This is a genomic window from Flavobacterium davisii (genome assembly GCF_042182265.1).
GTDB lineage: Bacteria > Bacteroidota > Bacteroidia > Flavobacteriales > Flavobacteriaceae > Flavobacterium > Flavobacterium davisii.
The window spans coordinates 2110306-2124317 of the sequence record NZ_CP097869.1 but is presented as its reverse complement, the minus strand read 5'-3'; the positions used below and the strand labels follow the sequence as shown (position 1 = coordinate 2124317).

Genomic DNA, 14012 nt, shown 5'->3' with positions numbered 1-14012 from the left:
GGTAATTGTTACTAAAAAACACAAATAACATAAAAATTTTATCGTGCTTTCATACATCAAAAAGTACAAGAAAGTACCCTAAATAAATTTAGAATGAGAAAAAACATTCAAGATATTAAATTAGAAGTTGGAAATCAGAAGTTAGAACATACTTCCAATATCCAACTTCCCGCTTCGAATCATTTCACCACTGCCGAAGGCATCGAGGTAAAATCAAACTACTCTAAGTCAGATATAGAAGATCTAGAACACTTAGAGTTTGGCGCAGGCTTTGCACCTAACCTACGTGGTCCTTATGCCACTATGTATGTGCGTCGTCCATGGACGATTCGTCAATATGCAGGATTCTCTACTGCCGAAGAAAGTAACGCTTTTTACCGTCGTAATCTAGCCGCAGGTCAAAAAGGTTTATCGGTAGCATTCGACTTGGCTACACATCGTGGTTATGACTCTGATCACGAGCGTGTAGTAGGTGACGTAGGAAAAGCAGGTGTAGCGATTGACTCGGTGGAAGATATGAAAGTGCTTTTCGACCAAATTCCACTTGGTGAAATGTCAGTTTCCATGACCATGAATGGTGCCGTATTGCCTATTATGGCATTTTATATAGTAGCAGCCGAAGAACAAGGCGTAGCACCTAACCTACTTTCGGGAACGATTCAAAATGACATCCTAAAAGAATTTATGGTGCGTAATACCTATATTTATCCACCTACTCCATCAATGAAAATCATTGCCGATATTTTTGACTATACCAGCAAAAATATGCCAAAGTTCAATTCGATTTCCATTTCGGGGTATCACATGCAAGAAGCAGGAGCTACAGCAGATATTGAATTAGCCTATACCCTAGCCGATGGTTTAGAATACATTCGTACGGGTTTAGCAGCGGGAATGAATATAGATGAGTTCGCCCCTCGCCTTTCGTTTTTCTGGGCAATAGGAATGAACCATTTTATGGAAATTGCTAAAATGCGCGCTGGGCGTATGCTTTGGGCAAAACTCTTAAAACAGTTTGATCCAAAAGATGAAAAATCACTAGCTTTACGTACACACTGTCAAACATCAGGTTGGAGTTTAACCGAGCAAGATCCTTTTAATAATGTGGCGCGAACGGCTATTGAAGCGGCTGCGGCAGCCTTTGGCGGAACTCAATCGTTACATACCAATGCCTTAGACGAAGCCATTGCTTTACCCACTGACTTCTCAGCGCGTATTGCACGTAATACCCAAATTTATTTACAAGAGGAAACCAAAATTTGTAAAACGGTCGATCCTTGGGCGGGAAGTTATTATGTAGAAAGTTTAACCGCTGAAATTGCCGAAAAAGCGTGGGCATTAATCCAAGAAGTAGAAGAACTAGGCGGAATGACCAAAGCGATTGAAGCAGGAATTCCGAAACTTCGCATTGAAGAAGCGGCAGCTCGTAAACAAGCGCGTATTGACAGCGGACAAGACATAATTGTAGGCGTAAACAAATACCGTTTAGAAAAAGAAGATCCGTTACATATCCTTGAAGTAGATAACCAAACCGTTCGTAAACAACAAATAGAACGTTTGGAGCAAATTAAAGCGACCCGTGATACTGCAAAAGTAGCAGACTGTTTAGCCAAACTAACCGAATGTGCTAAAACAGGAAACGGCAACTTATTAGATTTAGCCGTAAATGCGGCACGTAACCGAGCGACTTTAGGAGAAATTAGTGATGCCTTAGAGAGCATTTTTGGAAGATACAAAGCACAAATTAGAAGTTTTAGTGGGGTGTATAGTAAAGAAATAAAAAATGACGAAAGCTTTGAAAAAGCACGTCAGTTAGCCGATGAATTTGCTAAAAAAGAAGGTCGTCGCCCACGTATTATGATTGCCAAAATGGGGCAAGACGGACACGATCGTGGCGCTAAAGTAGTCGCAACAGGCTACGCCGATGTAGGTTTTGACGTGGACATTGGACCATTATTCCAAACCCCACAAGAAGCGGCTAAACAAGCGGTAGAAAACGACGTGCATATTTTAGGCGTTTCTTCGTTAGCGGCGGGACATAAAACATTGGTACCCCAAGTGATTGAAGAATTGAAAAAATACGGACGTGAGGATATTATGGTGATTGTTGGCGGCGTAATTCCTGCACAGGATTATCAGTTCTTGTTTGATGCTGGAGCAGTGGCCGTTTTTGGTCCTGGTACTAAAATTAGCGATGCTGCCATTACGATTTTAGAGGTTTTAATAGCGGAGTAATTTTTTTTACACCTGAGACAGGTTTCAAAAACCTGTCAGGTGTGAAAACTTAAACAAAATCAAATTAGGCTTATTACTAATTAAATCATGAGTAAATTGAATTAAGTTTAGTTTCTTCCAAATTAATTACACTAAAACCTGTCAGATCTAAAACCATTTTACTTATATTTGTTTTATATATAAGCCAAAATAGTTATGATACAAGCCTTAGAACGTGGAAATTACTACCACATCTACAATCGTGGAATCAATAGTGTTACACTTTTTGATAATAAAGAAAATTACGAGTATTTCCTTACTCTCTATTCCCTTCACATTGATCCTATTGCCAAAACTTTTGCTTGGTGTTTAATGAAAAATCATTTTCACTTTGTGGTGAGGATAAAAGAAATTTCAGAAATTTCAACGGATAAAATTATTTTACCCTCTCAATCTTTTTCTAACTTATTCAATGCTTACACAAAAGCATACAATAAAAGTACAAAACGGCATGGTGCTTTATTTGAAAGACCTTTTCGCCGAAAACAAATTAACAACAGAACCTATTTTCAAAATGCAATCATATACATTCATAATAATCCTGTACATCACAATATTTGTGACCATCCTATACAATATCCGTGGAGTTCGTATGTAAGTTGTAATTCTGACAGATCAACAAAACTGAAAAGAAAAGAAGTAATTGAACTATTTAACGATATCGAAAATTTCAAACAATCTCATCAGGAAAAATGTAATTATTATTAGATAGAAGAGTCATTAGGTATTTAGGCCTGACAGGTTTTAAATAGATATCGATTTACATATCATGGAACCCACTAATGAAGAATGCTACTATGCTCATAAAGACACCGAAATAGGGGCTCGTTTTTCAAAAGATTTCACACAAGGCTATGGTCCCGAGCAGTATTTATTACGTAATGCGATTAAAGGAAAATACCAAATCAAAACCAATTATTTTGGAGAAACCAAACTTACCGAAACAGACCCAGACACCGTTTTAGTAGAAATCTATATGAAAGACAAAACTGGTAAAATAGTTCGCAAACTACAAACCATCCAACTTGGCAAAGTAAAAGAAAACCAAAACCTAGCCGAAATCACTATCGAGTAATCGTATAACTAATTCTTTATATAGCATGATTTTTTCTTGCAAGAAACACCAGCTCACACTGGTGTTTTTTTTTAGAACTCTAATTCTTCACAAGATAATTCCTCTTCGTCTTCAATCCCTAAAATTCGTTTCACAAGATGAAAGACTGTAGTTGAAGATTCACATTTTGATGGATTTTCTTTATTTTCCAATTTTTCATAAATTCTTTCTGCTCTCTTAATCGCCTGGCAAATTCTTCTTTTACCTTTATCATATGCTAACAGCACTTCAAAAAGTTCATTTGATATAGATTTTCCTCGCTCATCGCTACTGTCATCATATTTTAAACCATAAGGTGATAAAAATTTATTTAATCGATCTTTATACAACTTCCTTTCCATAGGTTCACCTTGATAATCATTAAAATGTAATAATAACCAGTATTCGAAGGCTTGGTGAGAATAAGCTACCTTTATATTATTTTGCTGTGCTAAAAAAATAGCATTATTAAAATTAATTAATTGTTTGGGATTATCAGGCTTAGGATCAGCATCAAAAACACACCAAACTTCTTCGTAATAACCTTTAGGTTTACTATCCCTTTTTTGTATTGTTTTTTTTACTAATGACAAAGTATTATCTCCAACGCCAATTACTCTTAATGTTAATGTAGGTATTTTAAATTTTTCAAAATAATCTTTTTCAGTATTTTTTCCTTCACAAACTATTAAAATTTCTGGGTTACCTTTCTTAATATCAAAAGGTCTCTCAAGAATTGGTTCTCCTCTTTTTTTTCTTTTAACATTTTGAATTGATTCCTTATGTGTAAGTTTGTTTAATTGATCTTTAGATCTTTTATCTTGCATTTTCATTGTCAAAAGAATCTATTTATTAAACAAATCAGAAATATCTTCAAGAAATGGGATTCCTCCATATTTACCTTCTAAATACTTTTCTTCAAAATTTTCCTCTTTCCTTACTTTGAAATCAGCTAATGAAAATAATTTAGCTTCACCATATCTATTTTTTTGCATAAACCAAACTTGATCCCTTCTAAATAATGATTTGTGCAATAAGTTAGTATTATGTGTATTAAAAATTAATTGTGCATTATTCGGGTTTGTCGATTTTGAGTTAAACAATTCAATTAAAAATGACACAATATTAGGGTGTAATCTTGAATCTAATTCGTCAATAAACATAGGACAACCTGTTTCTAAAGAAAACAGAACAAATCCTAATACTGCTAATAATTTTTGAGTACCAGCCGATTCAATTTCCTTAAAGTCAGTTTGTTCATAGGCTACAAAATTATAATCATTATCATATTTTTTATGAACTGATTTTGCTTCAATGAAAACCATTCCTTTTTCTTTTTTAAACAATTCAGATAATTTACTACTTTGTTCTTTAGATAAATTCTCTAAATTAATTTCATTAACATAAATATCAGATATACCAATATCAAATCTTCTTAGTGTCTCAATAATCTTTAAACCCAAATCTGATCTTTTCGAAATTTCTTCAAAAGAAAACTCTTCATAAATTTCTGGTTCATTTCCTAAGAAAAAATGTATTTTCCTAAAATAATCGACAATAACACTTGCTTCTCCCACATTAAATTGATTTGCCAAAGATAAAATCAAAACGTTATCTCTAATAATATCAACTTGCTTTTGCAAAATTTCAAATTTCTTAAATGAAGTATGAAAATCTATACTATCTTCATCCCTATAAAACAACTCTACTTCTTTCGGTTTTTGATTAAGCTTTTTTTGAAATAACCATTCCGCTACAACACCTTGTTTATTTACTTCAAACCCATATCTAAATTGTGTTTTGTCAAATAAAAAAATAATTTCAAACTCGGAAGAATCGTTTTCTGATGCTGTATTAAATTTAAAATTTTCTACGTTAATAGGATCACCTTTCTGAGTCTTGGTCGATGAATTAACAACAAACCAACGCATAAATGCTAAAGCATCAACTAAATTTGTTTTACCACTAGCATTCGCACCATAAACTACAGCACTTTTTAATAGCCTATGAGGATAATTTTTAATTTCAAAAACATTTGAATCCTCTAAATCAGATTTATCATAATTTGAAGCTACCATACTTAAGGTAACTTTATCTTTAAAAGTTTTAAAATTCCTAACAGAAAACTGAACTAACATATCTCAAATTTTAATCAAATGTAATATTTTTTTATACTTAAAAAAGGTTTTTGCATATTTTTTAACAGAAATAGCTTTTAAAACAAAAAAACAACATCATTCAGTTGATTTTATCCTTCAAACACCTCCCTAAACTCCTGTAAAATCAGTTGGATATCCTCCTCTTTATATTTACGAGAGAAATGCACTGGAAAGGCATTTTTGACTAGGCATTTTTTCATAATTCGTGCAGATTCACGGGAATAACTATGGTAATTTTGTTGGGCTTGTTCCTGATCTTCGGCTTTGTAAAAACTTTCTATATATACTGTGTCACATTCCTTAAACAAACTATAAATTAAATCGTGATTTTCGGTATTTGCGGCGTGATCCATAATAACTCCTAATCGGTGGCCTTTTTTAAGTTCAAGCAAGTAATATAAATCTTTGGCAAGATAAGTAACTGCTTCGATCGTGATTTGCAAATCATCCTCTTGGTTGGCATAAGCATTTTTCAATGCATTAACCCAAGCCCCTCCTTTAAATTGGCCTTTATCCAAATCGATTTTCAATGTGTCGTGTTCTTTAAAAAGATAAGCCACAGAAGGTGTTTTATGATCCAACAAAACAAATTCGACAGTACATTTTTCATTTTGGTACACATAATCCAATTCTTTATCTATAGATTCAATGTTCCAGAATGGTGGTTTAATTTCGGAACAGGTTATCTTAGCCTCGTTTTGAATCTCTCGTACTTCATACACAATGGCATCTTCTGCAATCAAGTTCCACTGATACCCTTTTAACTTAGACTGAACTTGTTGGGTAATTCCTGTTGGTCCACAAATCACCACCCGGCGTTGTATACCAATTTGGTGACGGAGTATCGTATCAAAATTGATAAAATGATCAATATGTGTATGACTGATGAAGATCGCTTCGGTATTTTGACAGTCTTTTACGGTCAAATCACTGGCGTCGCCACATTCGCAAATAAAGTTATACGAATAATTTTCGGGTTTTATTAAAATGGAGATGTCCTCTCCTATTCTACTTTTTATTTCGGCTGTAAACATTTTTTTTCTTTTTTATAAACCTAACAGGTTTTCCAACCTGTTAGGTTTTACATTATAATAACTACTAATTTAGTTTTAAAATTGATTTTTATAGAAATCATTTCAAAATCTCCCTTAAAATCTTCGCGATATTTTTAGCATCATCCACCCCTCTGTGGTGTGTACCTTCCAAAGGAATATCTAAGAATTTAAGCGCTCCATCCATTCCTAATTCATGACCGAGTTTGTTTTTTAATGCAAACAGGGTTTTGACATTAATATGCGACGGACTAAATGGATAGCCTTTTTCTAAGGCTTGACATTGTTTTTGAAATTGCTTCAAATCGTAAGCACCAAAACTTGCCCAAGCACGACTTTGACTCTTATACTCATTCTTTAGGATGCGCAATGCCTCTGAAAACGAAATCCCTTCGTTTTCGATTAACTCGGGTGTAATGGTGGTCAACTCAGTGCAAAATGGACTAATAGTGGAGCGTTCGGGGTGTACTAAAATCCCCCGATTATCGCTTATTTCGCCTGTTTGTACATCGAGTAAGCACACGCCTATTTCTATAATATCACTAATCATACCTTCGGGAAGTTTGCCTTCCCAACACGTAGCTTCTATATCGACTACGAGTATTTTATCTAATAATTTTGCCATAATTTTTTATTTTTTTGTTTTAGTGTTTCACAATGTATCACGAAGTTTAGCACAAAGTCACACTACGTTTTTCGTTTAAAATATCGGAACACTAAGTTCTGAACACTGAATATGTTTCACAATGTATCACGAAGTTTAGCACAAAGTCACACTACGTTTTTCGTTTAAAATATCGGAACACTAAGTTCTGAACACTGAATATGTTTCACAATATATTACGAAGTTTAGCACAAAGTCACACTACGTTTTTCGTTTAAAATATCGGAACACTAAGTTCTGAACACTGAATATGTTTCACAATATATTACGAAGTTTAGCACAAAGTCACACTACGTTTTTCGTTTAAAATATCGGAACACTAAGTTCTGAACACTGATTACTTTTCTTTTTTACAAATGCTTTTAGCAACCACAGATGCACAGATTATAATTTACAAGCTAGTTTTAAAATTTGATTATGTGACTCCTCCTAACGTCGGAGTGACAAACAAACCGCATAACTAATAATGAATGATTTCTGCATACTGCATACTAAACCTGAACACTGAATATGTATCACAATGTATCACGAAGTTTAGCACAAAGTCACACAGCATTTTTATCTTAAAATATCTGAATACTAAGTCCTGAACACTTATTACTAATCACTTATTACTTTTCTTTTTCTCTGATTTCTTCTTTTTAGGCTTCTTTTCTTTTAAAAGCGCTTTTTTGTCTTTGATTCGTTTTTCCACTTCTTCGATAGTGTATAACGAGTTAGAAAAATTACTCAATTTTGCTTCTTTGATTAATTGTAACGCTTCTTTCCAATTGTGTTGTCTTTCTAAAAGTTGAATTTTACACAAAAGCATCTGGGATTTATCAATTCCTTTTATGGTTAATGAAAAATCAATCAGCTTAGCTGCTTCGTCATAATCTTCGTTTTGCAATAATACCTCAGCATAGTATGGATATATGGCTAAGGTGTGAATATCGGTAGCAAGAGCTTCGGCAAAATACTGCTTCGCTGATTCATAGTCCTGCATTTGTTCTGCAAAGAATCGTCCGTACAACCCTAATGCCATGGCATTTTTGTCATCATACGCTAACGCATACCCTAAAGATTCTAAGGAACCTTCTAACCAATATGGGTAATTATCCAAGGCTTGTACTAAATATTTATCTATTGTTTTCATTTTTTTGAATTTGTTGGGTGACAAGTTTTGGATGATGGATGATACTACTCATCATATAAACTATCGTTAATTATCTTCTTTCCTTCTTGTCGTTCGTTTTTGTTGTTTTTACTTTTCTTTTCTTTTTTAAAATCGGAACCTTCAAAAGTGCGAATTGGGTTTCCTCTTTGCACTGCCATTTGATTGGTCCATTGGTTTTGCACTTGTTGTTGGAGTTGGTCGTACTGCGTTTCTTTTAGTTTGGCTAATAATCGTTCTGTTGCCAACTTTTTATTTTGGTGCTGCGAACGAGAATCCATACTCACTACGCTTATTCCTGTAGGAAGATGTGTGGCACGAATAGCAGAACTCACTTTGTTTACGTGTTGTCCTCCAGCTCCTGAACTACGCATTGCTTGATATTGAATATCTTTTTCTGAAAACGATGGCAGTATGGTTAGAGGCACTTCAAAAATTCCGATAAACCAATTTTTACGTTTGTGAAATTTTCGAAACGTACTTTTCCCAATCCATTGAATGGTGCCTGCCCAACTACGGACAAATTCGTTGGCATTTGCTCCTTTTATAGTCACTAGTGCTGAAACTACCGTTCCGTTTTCAGGCCCTGCTACTCGATTTAGCACTTCTGCTTTCAGATTCATTTCATCAGCTTCGACTAATACTCTTTTGAGCACTTGTGCGACTACCCAATCGCATTCGGCTGGACCTCTTCCTGAGGTGATTTGTATGATAGCCTCCCCAACCCCTCCAAAGGAGGGGCTATTAGAGACTTGATTTGATTTTATTTTTGCTTCCATTTTTCTATAATTTTTAAAAGTTTGTCTCTATTCTTTGCTTCTTTGACAAACTTTGGTAATCGCGCAACTAATGTTTGACCTCCATTGCATTTTGAGTTGCGCTCTCTTAAATCAGCCTCAATATATCTTTCTAGGTAATTAATGTGATCATTATTTAAAGCCCAAAAAACATTCTGTTTAAATTCTTGTTGGTACCATAAGCTACAATTATAAAAAGGGTCTCTTACTCCTTCAATATCGAATTTAAATTCAAACTCTATTTCTTTAAGTTTTGCTTTCACAGTTTCGCTATGATTACAATGTGGACATTTAACTTTTATTTCGCTTACCTGTTTAGTTGTTTGAACTCCTTTTACTTCATATTTTTCTGTACAACTTGAACAATAAACTTTAGCATAAGGCTCATAAACTGTTTTTCTTCTTGACAGACTATAATAGCAATGTTTACATTCAAAAACCCTTTTGCTTTCGCAATTGTGTTTTCCACAATTAGGACAAGATTCTAATTCATTCTTGATTTTTACAGCTGCTTTCTGATTACAATTTGGACAAACAACATCAATGAAATCATTGAATTTTACCCCTCTAATATTTTCATCTTCAAATCGTTTCATAATTGATCTTATTTATCCATTCGCACAAATTTTGGGGTGAATGTTCCTAATACTTCTACTAATTCTTCTTGAAGCGCCATTACTTTATGGATGTCTTTATACGCCATAGGTGCTTCATCGATACTACCACCAATCAAATCGACTTCCTTGTCTTTTAAAACTTTTTTGATATCGCTTTGCGTGAACTTGGCTTTACACTTGGCTCTAGAATGCAATCGTCCTGCACCGTGCGAAGCAGAATTCAGGCTGCTTTCATTTCCTTTGCCTCGTACAATAAAACCAGGTGCTGTCATCGAACCCGGAATAATTCCTAGTTCGCCCTTGGCTGCAGGTGTTGCGCCTTTGCGATGCACTATACATTCTTGTCCGTTTACCATTTCTTTCCAAGCAAAATTGTGATGGTTTTCGATGGTTACTAACACTCGTTTCCCGATGGCTTTCGCAACACGCCTGTGAATATCTTCGTGACACGCCTTAGCATATTCGCCCGCTAAGTTCATAGCCATCCAGTATTCTTGTCCGTCGTGTGTGTTCATATCTAACCAAGCTAAATGCTGGACGTTTTTAGGTAACGGACATTGTTTTGTAGCCAAATACGTGTAATGTTTCGCGATATTGGCACCCAAACCTCTTGAACCGCTATGTGATAAAACCGCTACATATTCGCCTACATCCAGTTTCCATTCGTTCATAGGGGTATCGATTTTTACGATCCCTATTTCGACAAAATGGTTTCCTCCACCCGAAGTACCCAATTGCTTGTATGCTTTACCTAACAATTGTTTTAGCAAAGGAATATTTGAAAAAGCAGGATGAGAAAACACTTCGTGATCGGATTTGATTTTGTGTGTTTCGTACATTCCAAACTTGGTGTTATCCAACAGTATTTTTCGCCATTGATGCTCTTTCCCTTTGAGATATGAAGCGGGTAAATCGAAAATAGACAAGCTCATTCGGCAACCTATATCCACTCCTACTCCATACGGTATCACTGCATTATCTGTAGCTAACACACCGCCTATAGGCAATCCGTAACCAGAATGTGCATCAGGCATTAAGGCTCCTTGTACAGCAACAGGTAATTTCAAAGCATCATACAATTGAAACTTGGCTTGATCTTCGATTTCGTTTTCTCCAAAAATCGAAAAAGGTGCTCTTGTGTTTCGCAATTCGTTGAACTTTACCTGTACTGGATTCACTAATCCCTCGGCTACTTTGCCCCAAGTTCCGTGATTTTTGAACTTTTCAGGATAAAGTAAAACTTCTTTGGCTTCGTTAAGAATACTTTCTTTTTTTTCTCTTTTGCGATATCTATTAATTTGCCCTAAAGCAATATTGATGGCATTATTTTTTGGAAAACCTATTTTAATAAGGTCTTTTCCTGATAATTTATTTCCCATAAATTTAAAATTGAATAATAAACTGACCTTTCAAAAGCGATTACTTTCGATTGGTTTCTGATTTATCAGTAACGGGAAAATTTAGTGCATAAAAAAACCCGAAACTAATTGTCTTCGGGTTTTATCATATAGTGAAGTTTTTGAATCTAACTTAAAGTAAAACCACGAAGAGAAGTTACACCAGCTCCTGCTGATCCGTAACCGTAATTTGCTAAATTGAATACAAACATTTTTCTTCGTTTTAATTGTTAATAATTTTCTGACGCAAATTTTGTAATTATTTTTTTTTATTTCCAAATGATTTTTAAAATTTTTATTCAGTCTAAAGAAGTCTATACAATTGTATTGATTTTTTTGATATTGTTCACACCATCATTTTAGTAAAAAAAATTACGTTGCGGTGTATTTACAAACTTATTATCAACTAATGAGCGAGTCGCATGAAAAACACTAACCTATAGCACTTTACCCCAGAATATTCATCAGTTGATTTCTAAAGCGCTAAAAATTAGTTGGCTTACCTTTGTCTCGTTTTTAAAAAATCCAGTCCAAAGGGCTGTTATAAATATACTTTTATGCTAAAAAAATCTATAGAAGCCTTACAAAAAGAGGCTGCCACAACGGGAACTCATAGTTTGAAAAGAAGCTTAGGTGGTTTCCATTTAATCATGATTGGGATAGGCGTTATTATTGGCGCTGGTCTATTTTCTTTAACTGGAATTGCCGCAGCTAACAATACAGGACCCGCAGTTATCCTATCCTTTATTGTTGCCGCGGTAGGCTGTGCTTTTAGTGCCTTATGTTATGCTGAATTTGCTTCGATGGTACCTGTTTCTGGTAGTGCTTATACTTACGCTTATGCTACCATAGGAGAGTTATTTGCTTGGATTATTGGTTGGGATTTGATCTTAGAATATTCTGTAGGCGCAGCTACAGTAGGTATCAGTTGGTCTCAATATTTGGTCAAATTTTTAGAGAAATTTGGGATATACCTCCCGCCCCAATTAATTATGTCACCATTTGAAACTGCTACAGGACAAAATGGAGAAATTGTTCGCGGTTTCATTAACCTTCCAGCCGTATTAATCATTGCATTAATTACAGCTGTTATTATCAGAGGAACCAAAGGATCTGCTTTATTTAACGCTATTGTTGTAACCCTTAAAGTAGGGGTTGTATTGTTATTTATAGGCTTAGGTTGGCAATATATAAATCCAGCAAACTACAGTCCGTTTATCCCTGCTAACACAGGAACTTTTGGAGAATTTGGTGTTTCTGGAATTCTACGTGGTGCAGGAGTTGTTTTCTTTGTTTTTATAGGCTTTGATATCGTGGCTACGATGGCGCAAGAAACTAAAAACCCACAAAAAAATATGCCAATTGGGATTTTAGGGTCATTAATTGTTTGTACCATTTTATTCATCGCTTTTGGTTATGTAATGACGGGTTTAGCACATTATACTGAATTTAAAAACAGTGCCGCACCTGTGGCTATTGCTATTGCAAAAACGCCTTATATATGGCTAGGTACGGCTGTACTTATGGCTATTCTAATTGGGTATACTTCTGTTATTTTAGTCGACTTATTAGGACAATCACGCGTATTTTATGCCATGAGTAATGATGGTTTGTTGCCTAAGGTGTTTTCGCAATTGCACCCTACGTTTCATACTCCTTATAAATCAAACATCTTGTTATGTGTATTCATTAGTTTGTTTGCTGGATTAGTTCCTATTCATGTGGTGGGTGAGATGACTAGTATAGGTACTTTATTAGCTTTTGTAATGGTATGTATAGGTATTTTAATCTTACGAAAAAAAGAACCTAATTTACCTAGACCATTTAAGACGCCGTTAGTTCCTCTTGTGCCTATTTTAGGTATAGCTACTTGTTTGTTAATGATGTTTTCTCTACCTCTAGGTACTTGGATTAGGCTCTTTGCATGGCTGGCAATAGGCATATTAATTTATTTCTTTTACGGCAAGAAAAACAGTAAGCTGCGAAACGATAAAACATCGAGCAATTAATTTTCTGCTTTCTAAAACATAACAAAAGGTTCGTTTTTTATACTCCTATATTAGGATAAAAAACGAGCCTTTTCAATTTTAATGAGAAAATATATATTTGATTTTACCTGATGATTTTGACCTTAGGTAACTAGCATATTTTTTCTAATTCCATTACAGCTTCTAGAAATTGTATTCCTTTTACTTCTTCAAAAAAATCGATTTCGGTTTCGTGAGGTAAAAAATCTGAGATAATTCGAATGATAAAATCCTGCGGCTTTTTTAAATACATAAAAGTGTAATCCTCCATATTTACCACTGTTTGAAGGGCTAGATTAGTCGTTCTAACAAATTTATCTGAAGTTAGTGAATGCAAACACGGTAAATTTGTTTGAGGATTGACCGCTATGGGTTTTCCATTTTCAAACAATCCTCCTTCGTATCCATACAAAGAGGCATTCGTAATTTCGATAGGTTTCCCCATAGCAAGATAAGGAGGTAGTTCGCTTTCTTTTCCTACAACTGCTGCAAAGCCCATTAATACACAAAGATCATGTGCTGGTAAATTCATCAGGGTCTTTGCGGTACTTTCTCTCCCTATTCCAGAAACAACAATGTGATAGGAATGTTTGGTATCTTTAATTTCGGATAATGCTGATGCTACTTTTTTGTATTCGATATCCATTGGAGTAAGGATAATAATTTTAGCCATTGTCTTATAATCAAAATAAAGTTTACGAAGTTAATATTTTTATTTTCACAAGAGAATGTTTAGTTTATTCTTATTATAAATAAAAAGCTCGAATTTTGTTTTTCGA

The 14012-nt window shown here is 34.6% G+C and carries 13 protein-coding genes; 4 read left to right on the top strand and 9 right to left on the bottom strand.

From position 1 onward, the window contains the following. The first annotated feature begins 93 nt into the window (after nt 1-93). The 3 genes from scpA (at nt 94) to NAB20_RS08950 (ending at nt 3349) form a co-directional block, all read left to right on the top strand. The gene (gene scpA, locus NAB20_RS08960) at nt 94-2235 is read left to right on the top strand and encodes a methylmalonyl-CoA mutase (RefSeq protein WP_375605010.1); all 2142 of its coding nucleotides are present in this window, start codon (nt 94-96) and stop codon (nt 2233-2235) included. A 195-nt stretch (nt 2236-2430) separates the two neighbouring features. Continuing rightward, nucleotides 2431-2982 carry a transposase gene (locus tag NAB20_RS08955; RefSeq protein ID WP_375605009.1) on the top strand — a complete coding sequence of 184 codons (552 nt, stop codon included), beginning with the start codon at nt 2431-2433 and terminating at the stop codon, nt 2980-2982. 61 nt (nt 2983-3043) lie between these two features. Beyond that, the gene (locus NAB20_RS08950; protein WP_375605008.1) at nt 3044-3349 is read left to right on the top strand and encodes a YfaP family protein; all 306 of its coding nucleotides are present in this window, start codon (nt 3044-3046) and stop codon (nt 3347-3349) included. Between the two features lie 71 nt (nt 3350-3420). Here NAB20_RS08950 and NAB20_RS08945 read toward each other — a convergent pair whose 3' ends face one another. From NAB20_RS08945 to NAB20_RS08910, 8 genes are all read right to left on the bottom strand, one after another. Next, nucleotides 3421-4194: an RloB family protein gene (locus tag NAB20_RS08945; RefSeq protein ID WP_375605007.1), complete on the bottom strand. Its 774-nt coding sequence runs from the start codon at nt 4192-4194 to the stop codon at nt 3421-3423. 18 nt (nt 4195-4212) lie between these two features. Then, entirely contained in the window at nt 4213-5505 is a 1293-nt protein-coding gene (locus tag NAB20_RS08940; RefSeq protein ID WP_375605006.1) for an ATP/GTP-binding protein, read from the bottom strand. A gap of 110 nt (nt 5506-5615) precedes the next feature. Further along, nucleotides 5616-6560, bottom strand: a complete 945-nt coding sequence (locus NAB20_RS08935) for a peptidase (RefSeq protein WP_375605005.1) — start codon at nt 6558-6560, stop codon at nt 5616-5618. Between the two features lie 97 nt (nt 6561-6657). Next, on the bottom strand, nt 6658-7203 hold the full coding sequence (locus NAB20_RS08930) for an exonuclease domain-containing protein (RefSeq protein WP_375605004.1): 546 nt from the start codon (nt 7201-7203) through the stop codon (nt 6658-6660). A 643-nt stretch (nt 7204-7846) separates the two neighbouring features. After that, on the bottom strand, nt 7847-8377 hold the full coding sequence (locus tag NAB20_RS08925) for a hypothetical protein (RefSeq protein ID WP_375605003.1): 531 nt from the start codon (nt 8375-8377) through the stop codon (nt 7847-7849). A 44-nt stretch (nt 8378-8421) separates the two neighbouring features. After that, nucleotides 8422-9174 carry a peptide chain release factor H gene (prfH, locus tag NAB20_RS08920; protein ID WP_375605002.1) on the bottom strand — a complete coding sequence of 251 codons (753 nt, stop codon included), beginning with the start codon at nt 9172-9174 and terminating at the stop codon, nt 8422-8424. Beyond that, a complete protein-coding gene (locus NAB20_RS08915) occupies nt 9159-9788 on the bottom strand; it encodes a hypothetical protein (protein WP_375605001.1) in 630 nt (209 codons plus the stop codon). The genes prfH and NAB20_RS08915 overlap by 16 nt, the downstream gene beginning before the upstream one ends. A gap of 8 nt (nt 9789-9796) precedes the next feature. Further along, nucleotides 9797-11188, bottom strand: coding sequence for an RtcB family protein (locus NAB20_RS08910; protein WP_375605000.1), 1392 nt, complete (start codon nt 11186-11188; stop codon nt 9797-9799). A gap of 575 nt (nt 11189-11763) precedes the next feature. Between NAB20_RS08910 and NAB20_RS08905 the strand changes: the two genes are divergently transcribed. Continuing rightward, a complete protein-coding gene (locus NAB20_RS08905; protein WP_375604999.1) occupies nt 11764-13215 on the top strand; it encodes an amino acid permease in 1452 nt (483 codons plus the stop codon). A gap of 130 nt (nt 13216-13345) precedes the next feature. Here the strand turns inward: NAB20_RS08905 and NAB20_RS08900 are convergent, their stop codons facing one another. Further along, a complete protein-coding gene (locus tag NAB20_RS08900) occupies nt 13346-13906 on the bottom strand; it encodes a hypothetical protein (RefSeq protein ID WP_235878196.1) in 561 nt (186 codons plus the stop codon). Nucleotides 13907-14012 lie beyond the last annotated feature (106 nt).

Bases quoted from the DNA above. Each gene is read 5' to 3' on its own strand.
- scpA (WP_375605010.1), top strand. From the start codon at position 94: ATGAGAAAAAACATTCAAGATATTAAATTAGAAGTTGGAAATCAGAAG.
- NAB20_RS08930 (WP_375605004.1), bottom strand. From the start codon at position 7,203: ATGGCAAAATTATTAGATAAAATACTCGTAGTCGATATAGAAGCTACG.
- NAB20_RS08935 (WP_375605005.1), bottom strand. From the start codon at position 6,560: ATGTTTACAGCCGAAATAAAAAGTAGAATAGGAGAGGACATCTCCATT.
- NAB20_RS08945 (WP_375605007.1), bottom strand. From the start codon at position 4,194: ATGCAAGATAAAAGATCTAAAGATCAATTAAACAAACTTACACATAAG.
- NAB20_RS08925 (WP_375605003.1), bottom strand. From the start codon at position 8,377: ATGAAAACAATAGATAAATATTTAGTACAAGCCTTGGATAATTACCCA.
- NAB20_RS08910 (WP_375605000.1), bottom strand. From the start codon at position 11,188: ATGGGAAATAAATTATCAGGAAAAGACCTTATTAAAATAGGTTTTCCA.
- NAB20_RS08940 (WP_375605006.1), bottom strand. From the start codon at position 5,505: ATGTTAGTTCAGTTTTCTGTTAGGAATTTTAAAACTTTTAAAGATAAA.
- prfH (WP_375605002.1), bottom strand. From the start codon at position 9,174: ATGGAAGCAAAAATAAAATCAAATCAAGTCTCTAATAGCCCCTCCTTT.
- NAB20_RS08905 (WP_375604999.1), top strand. From the start codon at position 11,764: ATGCTAAAAAAATCTATAGAAGCCTTACAAAAAGAGGCTGCCACAACG.
- NAB20_RS08915 (WP_375605001.1), bottom strand. From the start codon at position 9,788: ATGAAACGATTTGAAGATGAAAATATTAGAGGGGTAAAATTCAATGAT.
- NAB20_RS08900 (WP_235878196.1), bottom strand. From the start codon at position 13,906: ATGGCTAAAATTATTATCCTTACTCCAATGGATATCGAATACAAAAAA.
- NAB20_RS08955 (WP_375605009.1), top strand. From the start codon at position 2,431: ATGATACAAGCCTTAGAACGTGGAAATTACTACCACATCTACAATCGT.
- NAB20_RS08950 (WP_375605008.1), top strand. From the start codon at position 3,044: ATGGAACCCACTAATGAAGAATGCTACTATGCTCATAAAGACACCGAA.